This is a genomic window from Streptomyces sp. 8L (genome assembly GCF_020176795.1).
Classification (GTDB): Bacteria; Actinomycetota; Actinomycetes; order Streptomycetales; family Streptomycetaceae; genus Streptomyces.
Genome location: NZ_JAIUKE010000262.1, coordinates 1 through 17,545 on the forward strand (window position 1 = coordinate 1; position 17,545 = coordinate 17,545).

Below are 17,545 nucleotides of genomic sequence, written 5' to 3' on the forward strand. Positions count from 1 at the left end.
GGCGACGGCTCCCACGGGGGTGGGGCCGTCGCCGCCGGTGGCGCCGGGGCGCGCGGCGCGCCGCCTTCGGAGAGCCGTTAGGGTGGTCGGTGGTGTGCCGGGAAGCCTGGTCGGCGACGGGACAGCTGTCTGTCCCGCCACTCGCCCGCCACTCGTCGACCAGGGACCGTCCATGGCCAGCGTCACCGTCGTCCTCCTTCTCGTCGTCCTCGCCACCGCCGTGGCGACGGGCGCCCGGCACTGGCGGGTGCCCGCCCCCTCCCTGCTCGTGGTGGCGGGCCTGGTGGCGGGGCTGCTGCCCTTCGTGCCCGAGGTGCGGGTGGCTCCCGACGTGATCAGTGTGGTCGTGCTGCCGCCGCTGCTCTACGCGTCGGCCGAGGAGCTCTCCGCGCGTGAACTGCGCCCGGTGTGGCGGCCGGTGGCCGTTCTCGCGCTCGGGCTCGTGCTCGCGTCCGCCGCGGCGGTGGCGCTGGTGGTGTCCGCGTTCACGCCGCTGTCGCCCGCGATGGCGTTCGTGCTCGGCGCCGTGCTCGCGAGCACGGACCCGGTCGCGGTCACCGCGCTGGGCCGCCGGCTGCCGCTGCCGCCGCGCATCCAGGTGCTCGTACAGGGGGAGAGCCTGTTCAACGACGCGACGAGCCTGGTGCTCTTCAAGGTCGCCGTCACCGGTGCGGTCGCCGCGAGCGCGGTGTCACTGCCCGGTGCGGTCGGGCAGTTCCTGCTGCTGGGCGGCGGCGGTGCGGTGGTCGGCGGCGCGGTCGGCGCGCTGGTGGGCCTGATCCGCCGCCGTACCGGCGACGCGACGCTGGAGACGGTGATCGCGCTGGTCACGCCGTATGCGGCGTATGTGGTCGCGGAGGACCTGCACACGTCGGGGGTGACGGCCGTGGTGGTCGCGGGCGTCGTGCTGGGCAGTACGGGCCACCGGCTGACGGGCCCGCGCGCCAGGCTCCAGCTGCACGCCGTCTACGGCACGGTGGTGTTCCTGCTGGAGAGCGTCGTCTTCGCGATCATCGGCCTGCAACTCCCTCTCATGGTTCGCGAGTTGACCGGGTCGGAGGGCGACTGGCCGCTGTGGATGCTGGCCTGCGCGGGCGCGGTGCTCGCGGTGCGGCTGCTGTGGATCTTCCCGCTCTCGGCGCTGACGCAGGTCAGGCGCCGCAGGCGCGCTCCGGCCGGGGCGCCGCCGGGCGGGTCGGGGGCGCCGCCGGGTCGGGCCGGGGCGCCGCCGGGCGAGTCGGGGGGCCGGCTCTCCTGGCGGGTGCCGGCGGTGCTGTCCTGGGGCGGCCCCCGCGGCGGGGGGGGGGGGGGCCCCGCCCGGGGCGAACCCCGGACCCCCCCCCCAGGGGGCCCCCCGGCGGTACGCCCCCCGGGGGGGGTGGTGAGGCCGGGGGGCGGGGGGGGGCGGGCGGCCGGGGGGGGGGCGGGGGGGGCGGCCCGGGCCCCCCCCCCGCGGCGTGATGCCGCTGGCCGCCGCCCTGTCCATCCCGCTCACCACCCACGCAGGGGCACCGCTGCCGTACCGCCCGCTGGTCCTGGTGCTGACCACCGGGGTGGTCGTCGTGACGCTCGTCGTGCAGGGGTTCACGCTGTCCTCCGTCGTACGCAGGTCAGGGGTGGCCCTCGTGCCCGGGCACACCGAGCGCGAGGAGGCCGGGGTCCGGCGCGCCCTGGCGGCGGCGGCCCTGGCGGAGCTTGACCGGCTGGTGGAGTCGGCGACGGTGGGGCGCGGCGCCGCCGAGCAGGTGCGGCGCGGCCTGAGCACCCGCTACGAGCGGGCCGCGGCGGAGGCCGGCGACGACCCGGGCGGCGGGGCCCCCGACGACGACGTCCGCGCCCTGCGCCGCGCCCTGACCGCGGCGGAGACCGCGGAACTGCACAGGCTCTACGAGAACGGCGAGGTCGCGGGCGCGACGATGCGCCGCCTCCAGCACGCCCTCGACCTGGAACGGGCGAGCCTCGGCGAGACGTGAGGCGTGCGCCCCCGGGGCCGCGCGGCCGTGACGCCGGTGGCCGCGACGCCGTGCGGCCCTGTGGCGGGCCCGGCGCCCGGGGCGGCTCAGAGTGCTTCGGGGCCGAGGCTGAGACCGGCGGGCGGCGCGATCCCGAAGTCGTCGGCGAGCGCGTCGCGCAACGCGGCGTCGGACCGTACGCCGTAGGAGCGCACCACCGCGCCCGCGTGGCTCTCGGTGAACCGGTCCTGGGACAGGGACCGGTGGACCCCGCCCGGCAGGGCGCGCTGGACGGTCAGCCGCCGGGCGAAGGGCGAGCGCGGATTGGTGGCGATGTGCCAGTTCACGACGGAGAAGTCGGAACGCTCGAACGGTTCGCGCGTGAAGCCGTACTGCCGCGCCCAGCCGTCGTTCCCGTACGCCTCGAGGACCCACATCGGGGACGGCCCCTCGTGCGGTACGTGGACGAGGCGGTGGCGGCGGCCCTCGGCGGTGAACTCGGTGTCCGCGACCAGCGGCACCGGCTCGATGAGCGCGCCGGTCGTGCCGAAGCCGACGTCCGCGAGGTACGGGGGCGCCCCGGAGCCGCCGCGCGTTCCTGAGCCGTCGGCCGGTTCCACCAGGAGTGCCATGTGGGTGCGCGGCCGCGAGGCGATGTCCGTGGCGCCGACCAGGACGCGCGCCGCGAGCAGGGTCACACCGAAGCCGAGTGCGACGAGGGCGTTCATGAGCAGTGTGTTGTGTTCGTAGCAGTAGCCGCCGCGCCCGCCGCGCACCAACTTCGCGTCCAGATCGTCCGCTTCGAGGGAGGGCACGATGCCGCGCACCGGGTCGATGTTCTCGAAGGGCAGCGCGTAGGTGTGCGCCCGGTGCAGGGACCGCAGCGTGCCCGCGTCGGCCGTGAGGCCGCTCGCGCCGGGCAGGCCGAGCCGGTGGAGGTAGTGCGCCAGACGGGGGGACGGCGCGGACGGGTCCGAGGGGGCGGACGCGTCTCCGGACCGCGCAGGGCCCGGGGAGGTGCTGTTGCCGGCGTTCATGGTGCAACCGTAGGCACCCGGCCGCCGCCCCCAGGACCCGCCCGGGCGCCGGCCAGGTGCGGCCGGGCACGACGCGGCCGGCGGCACAGGTGCGTGCTGCCGGCCGTCCTGGAACCGTCCCGGGTCATGTCCGCCGTGAGCGGCCCCTGGCTCGCGACCGTCCGGCGCCGAGCGCCGCGGTCACCAGCGAGAGCAGCACCATCACGCCGCCGATGACGCAGTTGCTCCAGATCGTGTGCATGGTGGCGAAGCTTCCTGTGATCACCCAGGGAGCGATGATCGCCCACACACCGATTCCGAGTGCGGCCCAGCTCAGGCCGTGCATGCGCTCGTAGGCGGAGTTGGCGTATCCCATGGCGAGCAGGGCGAACGCGAGACCGGCGATCAGGTTGGTGATGGCAAGGGGGGTGAACGCGGTGAAGCCGATGATCCACGCGGACCCCGCGAGGTACAGACCGGCCAGTATCGCCAGCCCTTCCACCGCCTGTGCCATCGGGGTGGAAGCGGCCCGTTCCGAGTGGTCCCGGCGCAGAGCCATGATGTCCGGGTGCTGGTCAATACTGTCCGACGTGCTGGATGTCGTGCCGGGTGACGTGTGTGCCGCCATCTCGGCCACCTCCTTCGCTGTGGCGTGTGACCGCTTCCGAGTCACCTGCTCACTCGTCCTCAATCAGCGTTTATAGAAATTTTATCTCGCTTAGCCCATTTGTGAACTTGCGCCCGCTTCATCGGGGTCTTCGGGCGATGTCACGGCGGCGCCGGCACGCCCCTCGCGCGTGGCCGGGCGCCCGCGCACGTCCCTCGGGCGTGGCCGGCCGCCCGCGGTTCGAAGATGTCATGCACAGGCAAATTATTCGGCCGAGTGAAGTAAACAGGCCGCCCCGGAGCGCCGGGCTCCTTGTTCCGGTCGTGACCTGACGATCTGATCGTCATACCGATCGCCCGATCGGTCGGCATGATCCACTCGATGCAAGGAGCACCTCCATGCACAGAGTTCTCCCGGCTTCGCACCGGAGAAGAGCTGTGGCCCTGGCCGTAGGGGTCACCGCTCTCACCGCCTGCGCCCTCGCCACCGCGCCCGGCACGGGGCCGGCCCCGGCGCCGGCCGGCCCCGTGTCGGCGGTGTCCGCCGCCTCGGCGTCGTCCGCCGCGCTGCCGCGGCCCGTGCCCGCCGTGGCGGGGCATCAGGCCGTGCGCGGCGCGAGCGCCCCGCTGAGCACCGCGCAGTGCGAGACCCGGTACGGCATCGCGTGCTACACGCCGATCCAGTACCGGCAGGCGTACGACCTGAATCCCCTCTACCGCAAGGGGATCACCGGCAAGGGCCGCACGATCGTCATCGTGGACTCCTTCGGCTCGCCGACCGTGCAGCACGACCTCGACGTGTACAGCAAGCAGTTCGGCATCAAGAGCACCCATGTGTCCGTGGTGAAGTGGGGCAATGTGCCGAAGTTCGACCCCACGGACGAGACACAGACCGGCTGGGCCGGCGAGACCAGCCTCGATGTCCAGATGGCGCACGCGGTCGCGCCCGACGCGCACATCGTGCTCGTCGAGACGGGCGTCGCGGAGACCGAGGGCGTCACCGGCCTGCCCGAGATGATGGACGCCGAGAAGAGCCTGATCGACCAGGGCGTGGGCGATGTCATCACGCAGAGCTTCGGAGCGACGGAGAACACCTTCCCCGGCTTCGGCAAGGGCGACTTCTCCAGCATCAAGGACCTGCGGTACGCCTTCAAGGACGCCGAGCGGCACGACGTCACCGTGCTGGCGTCCTCCGGCGACGGCGGTGCCACCGACTCGACCGAGGACGGCGTCGGCCACTACGACCAGCGGGTCAACTCCTGGCCGTCCGCCGACCCCCTCGTGACCTCGATCGGCGGCACCCAGCTGCACCTGGACGCGCAGGGCGGCCGTACCGCGCCGGACAGCGTCTACAACGACAACGGCGCGGGAGGCGGCGGCCAGTCGCACGTCTTCGCGCGGCCCTCCTACCAGGACACGGTCGAGCCGGTCGTCGGCGCCCGGCGCGGCACCCCGGACGTCTCCATGTCCGCCGCGGTCGACGGCGGGGCCTGGACGTACATGAGCTACGACCCGAAGGAGACGGGCTGGGGCATCTCCGGCGGTACGAGCGAGGCCAGCCCCCTCTTCTCGGGCATCGTGGCGCTCGCCGACCAGCAGGCGGGACACCGGCTCGGCGACATCCACCAGGCGCTGTACAGCCTGTCGGCGCAGTCGCCGTGGAACCCGTTCACGGGCCTCGTGGACGTGAAGGACGGCACGAACAACTCGTACCAGGGCGTCACCGGTTACGACGCGGTCCGCGGCTACGACATGGCGACCGGCGTCGGCACGGTCGACGCGGCCAAGTTCGTCCCGGCGCTGGCCCTCACGCGCTGACGCGCGGCTCTCCCGTGCTCCGGACGGCGCCCGCGCCACGGGCGCCGTCCGTCACATCTCGTCGGTGTCGTCCGCGTGGTGCCTGCCGGGATGGCGTACGCGCAGCCACACGTCCCGTGCCTGGCGGCCGGCCTCCGTACGGCTGCGGGCGACCAGGCTGCGGGCCTGCTCCTCCGACTCCACCATCGGCCCGGACCCGCGCAGCGGCTTCCCGGCGGTCTCGTGCAGGAAGAACGTCGAGATCAGCCCGATCAGCCCGGCGATCATGAGGTAGTACGCGGGAACCATCTTGTCGTTCGTCTTCTCCACCAGCGCCGACGCGATCAGCGGCGTCGTCCCGCCGAAGAGCGAGACGGAGACGTTGAAGGAGATGGACAGCGCGCCGTAGCGGATACGGGTCGGGAACAGCGCGGGCAGGGTCGAGGCCGACGTGCCCGCGAAGCACACCAGCAGCAGACCGAGGATCGCGCAGCCGAACGCGGGCAGCAGGATGCCGCCCTGCCGGATCAGCAGGATCGCGGGCGCGGCCAGCACCACCATCGCGATGCTGCCCGCCAGGAACATCGGCCGCCGCCCCCACCGGTCCGAGGAGCGGCCCACGACGGTGATCGTCAGGGCGACCATGATCATGGTGCCGAGGATCAGCAGCTGCGCGGTGACCTCGCCCTGCCCGAGGGTCTCCGTCATGAAGGTGGGCAGGTAGGACGTCACCATGTAGTTGGTGACGTTGTAGAGCAGCACGAGGCCCATGCAGATCAGCACGGCCTGCCAGTGCCTGGTGAAGATCTCCTTCAGCCGCCCCTTGCCGGACTGCCGGGCGCCGGCCGCGAGTTCGTCGTCGGCGCGCGCCGCCTCGGCCGCGCCGCCCTCCTCGGCCTCGGCCGCCTCCTGCTCCCGCAGGAACGCCGGGGTCTCCTCGAGGCGCAGCCGCATGTACAGGCCGACGAGGCCGAGCGGGCCCGCGACGAAGAACGGAACCCGCCAGCCCCAGTCGACCATGCCCTTGCTGCCGAGGACCGCGGTGAGCAGCGTGACGATGCCGGAGCCGAAGGCGTAGCCGATGAAGGTGCCGAAGTCGAGCCAGCTGCCGAGGAAGCCACGCCGTTTGTCGGGGGCGTACTCGGCGATGTACGTGGTGGCGCCCGCGTACTCGCCACCGGTGGAGAACCCCTGCACCAGCCGGCAGATCAGCAGCAGGATCGGCGCGGCGAAGCCGATGGCCGAGTAGCCGGGCAGGAAGCCCACGGCGAAGGTGCTGCACGCCATCAGCAGCATGGTGACCGCGAGCACGCGCTTGCGGCCGATGCGGTCGCCGAGCGGCCCGAAGACGAGACCGCCGAGCGGGCGGACGAGGAACGCGGCGGCGAACGTCGCGAAGGTGGAGACGACCTGGGCGCCCGGCGAACTCGACGGGAAGAAGACCTTCCCCAGCGTGGTCGCCAGATAGGCGTACACGCCGAAGTCGAACCACTCCATCATGTTGCCGAGCGCCGCCGCAGACACCGCCCGGTGGACCTCTGCCTTGTCCGTGACGGTGACGTCGGACGCGGACAGCGACTGCTTCCGCCTCCTCAGGAGAGAACGGAGCAGGCGGTCGTTGGCAGAGCGGTCCGGGCCCTTCGTCACGCGGCCCTGTCGGGTGCTGATCGATCGACGGGGGCGGCCGATATTCATTTCATCCTGTCCGTAGTCATCCGATTCCGCCCATTATTACCAGCGGAATCCCAGCCGCCGGGAAGACGGGCAGGGCAGACCGCGTGGCGCCGATGAGCTGTACGCGCGTACCCGCGGGGAGCGGAGTCGATTCGTGGCCTTCCTCACGGCGGGGGGTGTCGGCAGGTGCACCCCGGGTCCGGTCCCCAGGCCCATCGACGCCGCGTGCCGCGCCCGGCAGGATTTCCGGTGCAGGCGGGGCACGCGCCACCGCGGTACGGGACATCCGCATGGCACCTGAGTGCGGGACACGGCACCGCAACGTCACCTCACATCACCGCACGAGCACCACATGGCGCCGCACGAAACGACACACAACGGGGGGACCCATGAACGAGAGTCACGAGAGCAGCGCGCGTCACGAGAGCGGTTCGCGTCGCGAGAGGGATTCGCATCGCGAGAGCACCGCGCGGCGCCTGACCGGGATCGCGGGGATCTCCACGGCCGCGGCCCTCATCGTCGAAGTACCGCTCTACTTCGTCTACTCGGGCCCGCCGCCTGCCTCCAACGTCCTCGCGAGGCTGCTGATCGGAATCCTCGCGCTCGCGCTCCTCGTCGTCTTCGTGACGGCCTTTCGCGAGCTGGTCAAGCGGGTGAACCCGGAGTACGAGTGGGCCGGCACCCTGGCCTTCGCCTCCGGCCTGGTCTACGCGACGGTCACCCTGGTCTCCAGCGGCCTGGAGGCCGGCGCGGTCATCGCGGCCGACCACCCCGTCGACCCGACGATCACGGTCAACGGCACGTACATCCTGTACGGCTCGATCTCCCGCCTGATGCTGGCGGTCTTCCTGGGCGCGCTCGGCTTCGCGGTCTCCCGTACCCGCCTGCTCCCGCGCTGGACGTGCTGGTCGGCGTACGCCCTCGCGGTGGCCAACCTGGCCTTCGTGCCGTCGCTGTTCTTCGGCAACGTCCCGGAACACTTCTACGCGGCCAACGGCTGGGGCACCACCGCGCTGATGGGCGCGCTGCTCAGCTACTGGCTGATGGCGCTCGGCGTCTCCACCGCGCGCAGCGCCTCCCGCGTCCCCAGGGCCGCGGGCGCGGCGCCGGCCCCGGCGCCGTCGCACTGACGGCACAGCACCCCCGGGCGCCCGGCGGTTCTCCGTCCCGTCGCTCCGTCGAGCGGTCGTTCCCATGTCACGAGCGGTCAACAGCGGCGTTCTGGAAGCACCACAGGCAATCCCCCGTGATCGTCGATGGGTGACACTGATCCGAGAGAGGACGCGACGACGCCTCCTCGCCGCTCTCGCAGCCCCGGGAACGCACCATGCTCGTCTTCCCGGGGTGCCGGAGCCGCTCCGATCCCGCCGGAACGAAGTTCCGGGACTCCTTGAGTGAGGCACCTGTGATGCGACGTCAGCACGCTCTCCCCCTGCTTCTCGCCACCGTGGCAGGCGGTCTGCTGCTCACCGGTTGCGGTGGTTCGTCGGACTCGGACAGCGGTTCGTCCGGCGCCTCTGCCGCGCCCCTGTCGTCCCCGTTGTCGTCCGACACGGGCGGCTCCTCGACGGGATCGTCCGACGCCTCGACCGCTACCGGAACCTCCGGCTCGTCCGCCTCCGGCTCGAATGCCTCGGGCTCGGACTCCTCCGGCTCGTCCTCGGACTCCTCGTCCGGTTCCGCGAGCGGCTCCGGGAAGTCCGGCGCGTCGGGTGGCGGGCGCTGCCACACCTCCGGCCTCTCCTTCGCGGTCGCACCCGGCAGCGGCGCCCAGTCCGTCGGCTCGCAGGGCGCGGTCGTCATCAAGATGACCAACACGAGTTCCTCGGCCTGCACGATGAACGGCTACCCGGGGCTGGACCTGCTGGCCGGGGGCGAGACGTGGTCGCTCGGGCGCCAGGCCGCCACGCCCAGGACCGTCACGGTGCAGCCCGGCGGCAGCACCAGCTTCACCATCACGTACCTCCCCTTCGAAAAGGGGGACGGCCAGGAGTTCGACGTGAAGACGATCGTCATCACGCCGCCGAACGAGACGACCTCGGCCAAGCTGGCGTGGGACTTCCAGCCCGTGCTCCGGCAGGACGGTGCCACGCACCCGGGCACGTACGTCGGCCCGGTCGGCGGCAAGTGACGGGGCCGACGCGTCCCCGCAGGTGAGGGCGGCGCCTGTGCGCGACAATGGCCATGGCTGTGGGGGTCATGGCCATGGTCATGACCGAGGAGCGACGGAGAGGTGACGGTGAGGCCCCATGGAGACACGCCGCCCCATGGAGACAGGCCGCCCCGCGGAGACAGGCCGCCTCACGGAGACAGGCCGGACGGGGACCCGTCGGCCGCCCCGGGGCAGGTACCGCGCGGCGGCCCGCCGGACGCCCCCGGGCCCCTCCCGCCGATGACGTCCGCGCCCAGCGGCCCGCCCGTGCCGGGCGGCGAGGCGGCCGACCCCTTCGTACGGATCAGGGGCGCGCGCGAGCACAACCTCCGCGACGTCGACACCGACATCCCCCGCGACGCGCTCACCGTCTTCACCGGTGTCTCCGGCTCCGGCAAGTCCTCCCTGGCCTTCGGCACCCTCTACGCGGAGGCCCAGCGCCGCTACTTCGAGTCCGTGGCCCCGTACGCCCGCCGGCTGATCCACCAGGTCGGTGCGCCGAAGGTCCGGGAGATCACCGGGCTGCCGCCCGCCGTCGCGCTCCAGCAGCGCCGGGGCGCCCCCGGTTCGCGCTCCTCCGTCGGCACCGTCACCACGCTCTCGAACCTGCTGCGGATGCTGTTCTCGCGCGCGGGCTCGTACCCGGAGGGGGCCGAGCCGCTGGACTCCGACGCGTTCTCGCCGAACACCGTGACCGGTGCCTGCCCCGAGTGCCACGGCCTGGGCCGGGTGCACCGGGTCACCGAGTCCTCGCTCGTGCCCGACCCCGCGCTGAGCATCCGCGACCACGCCATCGCCGCCTGGCCCGGCGCGTGGCAGGGCAAGAACCTGCGCGACGTGGTGCAGGCACTCGGCCACGACATCGACCGCCCCTGGCGCGAACTCCCGCAAGAGGAGCGGGACTTCATTCTCTTCAGCGACGAGCAGCCGGTGGTGACCGTCGACCCGGTGCGCGAGGCGGGGCGCGTCCAGCGGCCGTACCAGGGCAAGTTCATGAGCGCCGAGCGGTATGTCATGCGCGCCTTCTCCGAGTCCAAGAGCGCGGCGACCCGCCGGCGTGTGGCCCGCTACCTCCAGAGCGCCGTGTGCCCGTTGTGCGGGGGCAGGCGGCTGCGCCCCGAGGCCCTCGCCGTCACCTTCGCGGGACACGACATCGCCACCCTCACGGGCATGCCCCTGGAAGCGCTCGCGGACGTCCTCCGGCACACCGCCCGGATCACCGACCCGTCCGCCACCGTGCCGTCCTCGGCCACCGTGCCGTCCTCCGGCTCGGGCGAGACGACCGAGGCGGCCGTGGCGCTCTCGCGCGACCTCCGCGCCCGGATCGGCGTACTGGCCGGGCTCGGCCTCGGCTACCTCAGCATGGACCGCACCGCCCCCACCCTCTCGCCTGGCGAGTTGCAGCGGCTGCGCCTCGCGACCCAGCTGCGCTCGGGACTCTTCGGTGTGGTGTACGTGCTCGACGAGCCCTCGGCCGGCCTGCATCCGGCGGATACGGAACCCCTGCTCGACGTGCTGGAGAAGCTGCGGGCCGAGGGAAACTCGCTGTTCGTCGTGGAGCACGACATGGATGTGGTGCGCCGGGCCGACTGGGTGGTCGACGTGGGTCCTGGCGCGGGCAGGTACGGCGGCCGGGTGCTCTACAGCGGCCCCGTGCCCGGCCTCGCGGAGGTGGCGGAGTCGGCGACCCGCCCGTACCTCTTCGGAGACGGCGGCGAGACGGCTTCCGGCGGTTCCACCGCACCCACCGCGCCTGCCGCCCCGCGGGACCCCCGCGCTCCCGCGGGCCTGCTGCGGCTTCGCGGTGTGACCCGGCACAATCTGCGGGATCTCGATGTCGACGTACCGCTCGGTGTGCTCACCGCCGTCACGGGTGTGTCGGGCTCCGGCAAGTCGACACTGGTCGGCCAGGTCCTGGCGGACGCGGTCGCGGCACATCTGGGCACCGGCAGCCGGAACTCCGAACCGGGCGCGGAGCAGGGGGAGTTCGAGGACGACGGCACGGACGACGACACGAACGACGGCACGGCGACCGGGACGGACGACGGCACGGCGGCGGAGGCGGACGACGGGGGTACGGTCGGCGGTCCTCCCGGCACGGGGGCGCGCGCGGTGGAGGGCCTTGAGGCCGTGGACCGCCTGGTACGCGTCGACCAGCGGCCCATCGGCCGCACACCGCGCTCCAACCTGGCCACGTACACCGGTCTGTTCGACACCGTACGGTCGGTCTTCGCGGCCACGGACGAGGCACGCAGGCGCGGTTACCCGCCGGGCCGCTTCTCGTTCAATGTGGCGTCCGGGCGCTGCGAGACCTGTCAGGGCGAGGGATTCGTGGCGGTGGAACTCCTCTTCCTGCCTGGTACGTACGCGCCCTGCCCGACCTGCCACGGTGCCCGGTACAACACCGAGACGCTCCAGATCACCTACCGGGACCGCACCGTCGCCGACGTACTCGACATGTCCGTCGACGAGGCCGAGGCGTTCTTCGCGGACGTCCCGGCGGTCGCCCGCGGCCTTCGGACGCTGCGCGACGTGGGGCTCGGCTATCTGCACCTCGGGCAGCCCGCCACCGAGTTGTCGGGCGGCGAGGCACAACGCATCAAGCTGGCAACCGAGTTGCAGCGCCTGCGCCGCGGCCACACCCTCTACCTGCTGGACGAGCCGACCACCGGCCTCCACCCGGCCGACACCGACCTGTTGATGCGGCAGTTGCACGGGCTGGTGGACGCGGGCAACACGGTGGTTCTCGTCGAACACGACATGGGCGTGGTGGCGGGCGCCGACTGGGTCCTCGACCTGGGCCCCGGGGCCGGGGACGCGGGCGGCCGCGTGGTGGCGTCGGGCCCGCCCGCGCGGGTGGCCCGCGCGCCGGAGAGCCGGACGGCCCCGTACCTCGCCCGTCGCCTGCCCTCCTGACCAGGGCGGACGGCTCGTCGCGGTCGACGCACACCCCGGACGAGGTCCCCGGACGAGGCCCTCGGACGAGGCCCTCGGACAGGGTGCCGGACCAGGCCCGGTGCGGGGCCGTCAGAACGAGCCCGCCGTCGGGTCAACCGGACTGTTTCCGCTGCTCCTTCCGCACGCGTCCACTCGCTCCGCCGTGTTGCTCCTCGGCCGGCCCGGTGATCCGCGACGGGCCGGCCGCCGGCGCGCCGCGCGTACGGGCTCCGGGGACCTGGGACCCCGCCCAGGCCAGGAGTTCCGGGGCCCGGAGGGAGGGGAGCCACAGGTCCGCGCGTTCCACGGTCCCGCCCTCGGGCCTGGGTCCGACCCCGAGGACGCGCAGTCCTGCCCGGTGGGCGGACTCCACGCCGGTCAGGGAGTCCTCGACCGCCAGGGCCCGCGAGGGCGACACACCGCACAGCCGGGCCGCCACGAGGTAGACGTCGGGCCAGGGCTTGGGCCGCACCGTCCCGGTGTCGCCGGCGTCCTCCCGTACCGCTGGTCCCGGTTCCTCGTCCGGAACGACGATGTGCTGGAGGTGCCTGCGCAGGCCGGCCCGTTGCAGGCACTCCTCCACCACATGCAGGGGGCAGTTGCTGGCGACGGCCAGCGGGAGGCGGCCGGAGAGCGAGCGGACGAGTTCGGCGGCCCCCGGCATCGTCACCGGGTCGTCGGCGACGAGCGACAGGAAGTGGTCGAGGAGCGAGCCCGCGAGATCGGCCGCGAGTTCCGGCTTGTTCGCGGAGGCCGCCATCAGCCGTCCGCACTCGGTGTAGTGCACGCCCGCGGCCTGCTCCGCGAATCCCGGCGGAGCGTGCAGCCCGAAGTCCCGGAAGGCCCGGTGGCGGGCTTCCTGCCAGTGACGTTCGCTGTCCATCAACGTGCCGTCGCAGTCGAAGACGACGGCTTCGGGGAACCAGTCGAGCAGTGGGGGGCGCGAAACGGTCACAGCGATCTCCTCCGGTACGGGCGGTCACGCACGGCGTGACGGTGGTCTCTGTGTCGCGACGTCCCGTGCGGGTGCGCGGCGGGGTGTGTACGCCGGACGGGGCCAGCCATCCAGATGCGCATTCCCGGCTATCCGCGCCAAACGGAAACATCGTGGCGGCTACGTTATTCTCGCCACGGAAAACCACACAATGACCGTCTGGGGCTATCGACCGATATTGCGGGCAGGGTGTACAGGGGCAGGGGAACGCCAGTTCGCCGGCGCGGGCGGCATCCACTCAACGTGACTGCCGTGAGGGCCAGTTCAGGCATATTCATCGGGCAATCCGCGGCTGCGGTCCAGGGCGCGGGGAAACCCCGGCGGACACCCGAAGACGACGGACTCGCACCATTACCACTCGTGGGCGGTCATCCTCGAAAGAAATACGGAATTTCGCTCAAGCGAGATCGTCAATTGCTCCGGGCGTGCGCGGGCGCATTACATTCATCGGCATCGGGAAGATTGAGCGAAGGCGGACAGGACGTTGCAGAAACGGGCGATGACAACCCGCAGGGCACTCCTGGAAGCAGCGGCCTGCCTCTTCGCCGAACGCGGATACGCGGGCACCAGCGTCAACGACATAAGCACGCGGACGGGCCGGACCAGCGGCTCCGTCTACTTCCACTACGCCAGCAAGGAGGGCATCGCCCTCGCCGTGGTGCGGGACCGCTTCGCCACCTGGCCGGACCTCACCGCCCGGTACGCGGACGAGGCGGTCCCGCCCCTGGAACGGCTCGTCTTCCTCAGCTACGAGGTCGCCCAGGCCCTCGCGGGGGACCCGGTCACGCGCGCCGGCGCACGCCTGTGGGCGGAGCGCGACACCATCAACGCCACCGTTCCCGCCCCCTTCGCCCTGTGGACCGCCGCCGCGACACGGCTCCTCGCCGAGGCACGCGCCACCGGCCACCTGGCACGCCACCTGCGCCCCGCGCCCACCGCCCGCACCCTGGTCCGCGCGTTCTTCGGCCTCTGCTCCCTGACGGAGGCGCTCGAAGGGGCGGGCACCATCAGCGACCGCCTCGCGGAGTGGTGGTACCTGACGCTGCCCTCGCTCCAGCAGGGCCCGCCCCCCGAAGGCGCGACCGTCCCACGAAGCCGCGGCCGGGACGTGGCGTCCCGCGGCTGACGGCGACCGGCGGCCCGACACCGCGCCGGACATGAGGGAGGCGGGCCTCCGCGCGCGCCGCGTACGCACACGAGAAGCCCGCCCCGCAGTGACCTTTCCCGACCGCCCGGTACCGGCCTTTCCCGGCAGCCCCGCAGCGGCCTTTCCCGACCGCCCGGTACCGGCCTCTCCCGGCCGCCCCCGCAGCGGCCTTCAGCGGCCCTTCCCGGCAGTCCGACAGCGACCCTTCCCGGCCTCCTCAGTCGGCGAGGGCGCCCATGGGGTCCCAGGCGGGGAGGACGACCGGCGGCTGGTCGAGCGCGGCGGACAGCTCGGGCGGGAGGGCCGAGCGCCGGACCGCGATCTCGAAGACGTGCTCTCCGAACCACGAGTCGTTCATGGTCCAGAAACCGTTGTCGGCCTTCTCGCCGCCCCAGCTGTTCTCCACCCGCCAGCGGCGCGGGCTCCCGTCCAGCACGTCCACGCCGGTGAACAGCATCGCGTGGGTCATCTCCGTGTCGTGGTGCAGCAGCCGGGCGGCCTTGTCCATGGTGAACGGGGTGTCGTAGACGGCCGCGTAGTCGAAGAGCGCGGCGTCCCACACGCCGGCGTCCCGGTGCATCATCTTGGCCACGTCGCAGCCGAACCACACCGGCTCGCCGCCGACGATCGCGTCCATGGCCAGCCGCTTCAGCAGTTCCATGCGCACGTTCAGGTACACGACCGGCGGGGCGTCCACCACATTGCCCAGGTACTCGACGGTGAAGGTGCGGCCGACCGGGCTCGACTCCCTCGGGTCGTGCACCAGGCAGACGTACTCGTCCAGCGGCAGGTCCACGTACGAGTCGGCGAACTCCGCGGGCGTGAGCCAGCCGTCGCGGTGGAACTGCTTGTCCTTGTCCTCCCACTGCCACAGGAACCGCTGCGGCGGCGTGCCGAGGTGGATGCTGAGCACCCGGTGGACCGCGGCGAGCACCTCGCGTTTGTGCTCCCGCTGCACCTCCGCCCCCTCGGCCGCCCGCGCGCGCACGTCACGGGCGCCCTGGCGCAGCAGGGTCTTCAGGGCCCGGTTCATCGCCCGGGTCGCGGAGGAGCTGTCGGTCTCCGGCATGGCCGACTTGGGCACCAGGCCGTGCTTGGCGACGAGCGCCACGAACATGTTCCACTGCCCGCCGTCCCCGATCGGGTCCGCCAGCAGGTGTGCCACCGTGCGGTCGTCCACGTCGCGGTCCGAGGTCTCGATGACCGCTTCGAGGAGGTGGTTCGCGCGCTCGAACTTGTCCCACCAGAGCAGGTAGTTCTGCGAGAACTCGAAGTCCTTCACGCCCAGTTTCCGCGCGGCGCCGACCCGCAGCAGGTTGAGGCCCGCGAACATCCAGCAGCGGCCGCTCTGCTTCTGGTTGGTGGCCTTCCAGTCGTCCAGGTGGTGGGAGACCGAGTGGTCGATACCGGTGAGGACCCGCCGGTCCAGGGCGACATCGTCCACGGGTGTCCGGGTGACGGCGTTCTGCATCAGCCGGTTCTCCGGCCGGGCGGCGAAGCCCTTCTCGAAGAGATCGAGCTGGTCCGGTGTCAAACTCCGTGTCATGGCCGAGCGGGAGTCGTTGTTTCCCAAGGTCACAGCGGTCTGCCTCCAGTTCCGATGCTCCCGGACGGAGCGCTTGTTCACCGTCGCACGGCGGTTTGCCCCCGTCAACGCTGTACTGCCGTACTCGGAGCGGGCCACCGCCCGCCGTGCCCGGCCGCGCCCCGTACCACCGCTCACGGCGGTCGTGTTCAGGCCGCGGCCGGTACCGGGTCCTCCGTGGTGGTGGGCTCCGGCTGTCGGCGGGCGATGCCGAGGCCGGTGTAGCCGCAGATCACGGCGATGATCACGCCGAAGTAGTTGAGGAACGCGTAGGGCGCGTACGCCATGGTCGCGACGCCCAGGGTCGTGGACATGTACGTGGCGGCCTCGGTCCACGGCACCAGCGGTACGAAGACCGTCCCCGAGTCCTCCAGGGTGCGCGAGAGGTTCTTCGGGGCCAGCCCGCGCCGCGGGTAGACCTCGCGGAACGCCTGGCCCGGGACGATGATCGTCAGGTACGAGACCCCCATCGCGAACGCGGTGGCCACCGAGCTGAGCGAGGTGGCCAGGATGATTCCGCCGGTCCTGCGGACCCTGGTCAGCAGCTTGCGCATCAGGACGTCCAGGCAGCCGGTCTCGGTCAGGATGCCCGCGAAGGCGAAGCCCGCGAGCCCGATGAGCATGGTGGACGCCATCGACGCCATGCCGCCCCGGTTGAGGAGTGTGCCCGCCGCCGCGGACAGGTGCCCGGGGTCGATGCCGCCGTGGCCGCTGAGCATCGACGCCGTGAAGCCGGTCGACGCGGAGGCGCCGATCTGCTGGAGGGAGAAGCCCTGGAGGACCGCGCCCAGGATTCCCGCGACCGCCGAGGAGACGATGATCGTCGGCAGCGGCGGCTTCTTCATGAGGGCGCCCACCAGAATCACCGCGGGCGGCAGCAGGAGCAGGAGGCTGGAGTGGAACCCGTGCTCCAGCACGGTGCGCAGGGCCTGCGTGCGCGCGGCGGCGTGGCCGTCGGCGTGCTGGGTGCGGCCGAGGACCAGGTACAGGACGCAGGAGAGCACCGCGGCCGGTCCCGTCGTCCACAGGAGGTGGCGTATGTGCTCGAAGAGGGATGAACCGGCCACGGCGGGCGCCAGGTTGGTGGTGTCCGACATCGGGGACATCTTGTCGCCGAAGTAGGCGCCCGAGACGATGGCTCCGGCCGTCAGGGGCAGCGACACACCGAGCCCGCCGGCCACACCGATCAGGGCGACGCCGACGGTGCCCACGGAGCCCCAGGACGTGCCGGTCACGGTCGATACGACCATGGTGATCAGGAACGACAGCACCACGATCCACGAGGGCTGGATGGCCCTGAGGCCCCAGTCGACGATCATGGGGATCGTCCCGCTCAGCGTCCAGGTGCCGATGAGCATGCCGATGGAGATGAGGATCAGCAGCGCCGGCATCGCCGCGTCGATCTTCGACCGTATGCCGGTGAGCATCTCGTTCCAGGTGACGCCGAGCCACCGGGCGATGACACCGGTGACGGCGCACGAGGCGACGAGGAGCACCACCGGGTCGAGGTCGAAGCAGAGAGTGCCCACGATCATGAGGGCCAGCATCAGCACCACGGGCAGCGCGGCGACGAGCAGTCCTGGGGTGCGGCGCTCGCGTGGGGGCGTCACCACCGGGGAGGGGTCGGTCATTTCGGGTACTCCAGTGGCCCCCGGCGGGCCGAAGGGTCCAACCGGGGCGAGGGG

Annotated in this window: 13 protein-coding genes; 7 read left to right on the plus strand and 6 right to left on the minus strand. The window is 72.3% G+C overall.

The features are described from left to right. Positions 1-172 precede the first annotated feature (172 nt). Both LCE31_RS21695 and LCE31_RS40915 read left to right on the plus strand, forming a co-directional pair. On the plus strand, positions 173-1,699 hold the full coding sequence (locus tag LCE31_RS21695; protein ID WP_308042289.1) for a cation:proton antiporter: 1,527 nt from the start codon (positions 173-175) through the stop codon (positions 1,697-1,699). Beyond that, positions 1,626-1,973, plus strand: coding sequence for a hypothetical protein (locus LCE31_RS40915; RefSeq protein WP_308042290.1), 348 nt, complete (start codon positions 1,626-1,628; stop codon positions 1,971-1,973). Before LCE31_RS21695 ends, LCE31_RS40915 begins: the two co-directional genes overlap by 74 nt. An 86-nt stretch (positions 1,974-2,059) precedes the next feature. Here the strand turns inward: LCE31_RS40915 and LCE31_RS21700 are convergent, their stop codons facing one another. Both LCE31_RS21700 and LCE31_RS21705 read right to left on the minus strand, forming a co-directional pair. After that, positions 2,060-2,989, minus strand: coding sequence for an arylamine N-acetyltransferase family protein (locus LCE31_RS21700; protein ID WP_225016654.1), 930 nt, complete (start codon positions 2,987-2,989; stop codon positions 2,060-2,062). 124 nt (positions 2,990-3,113) lie between these two features. Then, positions 3,114-3,596 carry an SPW repeat protein gene (locus tag LCE31_RS21705; protein ID WP_225016656.1) on the minus strand — a complete coding sequence of 161 codons (483 nt, stop codon included), beginning with the start codon at positions 3,594-3,596 and terminating at the stop codon, positions 3,114-3,116. Between the two features lie 377 nt (positions 3,597-3,973). Here LCE31_RS21705 and LCE31_RS21710 point away from each other — a divergent pair, with 377 nt between their 5' ends. Next, on the plus strand, positions 3,974-5,392 hold the full coding sequence (locus LCE31_RS21710; protein WP_263632133.1) for a S53 family peptidase: 1,419 nt from the start codon (positions 3,974-3,976) through the stop codon (positions 5,390-5,392). Positions 5,393-5,443: 51 nt separating this feature from the next. Here LCE31_RS21710 and proP read toward each other — a convergent pair whose 3' ends face one another. After that, entirely contained in the window at positions 5,444-6,982 is a 1,539-nt protein-coding gene (gene proP, locus LCE31_RS21715) for a glycine betaine/L-proline transporter ProP (RefSeq protein WP_225016675.1), read from the minus strand. A 452-nt stretch (positions 6,983-7,434) separates the two neighbouring features. On the opposite strand from proP, the gene LCE31_RS21720 reads away from it, so the two are divergent. From LCE31_RS21720 to LCE31_RS21730, 3 genes are all read left to right on the plus strand, one after another. Further along, the gene (locus tag LCE31_RS21720; protein WP_225016658.1) at positions 7,435-8,175 is read left to right on the plus strand and encodes a hypothetical protein; all 741 of its coding nucleotides are present in this window, start codon (positions 7,435-7,437) and stop codon (positions 8,173-8,175) included. A gap of 278 nt (positions 8,176-8,453) precedes the next feature. Then, entirely contained in the window at positions 8,454-9,176 is a 723-nt protein-coding gene (locus LCE31_RS21725) for a DUF4232 domain-containing protein (RefSeq protein WP_225016661.1), read from the plus strand. A 261-nt stretch (positions 9,177-9,437) separates the two neighbouring features. Continuing rightward, a complete protein-coding gene (locus LCE31_RS21730; protein WP_225016663.1) occupies positions 9,438-12,113 on the plus strand; it encodes an excinuclease ABC subunit UvrA in 2,676 nt (891 codons plus the stop codon). A 133-nt stretch (positions 12,114-12,246) separates the two neighbouring features. Here LCE31_RS21730 and LCE31_RS21735 read toward each other — a convergent pair whose 3' ends face one another. Then, complete coding sequence (locus tag LCE31_RS21735) at positions 12,247-13,089, minus strand: HAD family hydrolase (protein ID WP_225016665.1); 843 nt, start codon at positions 13,087-13,089, stop codon at positions 12,247-12,249. Positions 13,090-13,627: 538 nt separating this feature from the next. Between LCE31_RS21735 and LCE31_RS21740 the strand changes: the two genes are divergently transcribed. Further along, on the plus strand, positions 13,628-14,254 hold the full coding sequence (locus tag LCE31_RS21740) for a ScbR family autoregulator-binding transcription factor (RefSeq protein WP_225016667.1): 627 nt from the start codon (positions 13,628-13,630) through the stop codon (positions 14,252-14,254). 238 nt (positions 14,255-14,492) lie between these two features. Here the strand turns inward: LCE31_RS21740 and LCE31_RS21745 are convergent, their stop codons facing one another. After that, on the minus strand, positions 14,493-15,854 hold the full coding sequence (locus tag LCE31_RS21745; RefSeq protein ID WP_225016669.1) for an aminopeptidase C: 1,362 nt from the start codon (positions 15,852-15,854) through the stop codon (positions 14,493-14,495). Between the two features lie 155 nt (positions 15,855-16,009). After that, positions 16,010-17,491 (minus strand): Na+/H+ antiporter NhaC, encoded by a 1,482-nt coding sequence (nhaC, locus tag LCE31_RS21750; RefSeq protein WP_225016671.1) that lies wholly within the window; start codon positions 17,489-17,491, stop codon positions 16,010-16,012. Positions 17,492-17,545 lie beyond the last annotated feature (54 nt).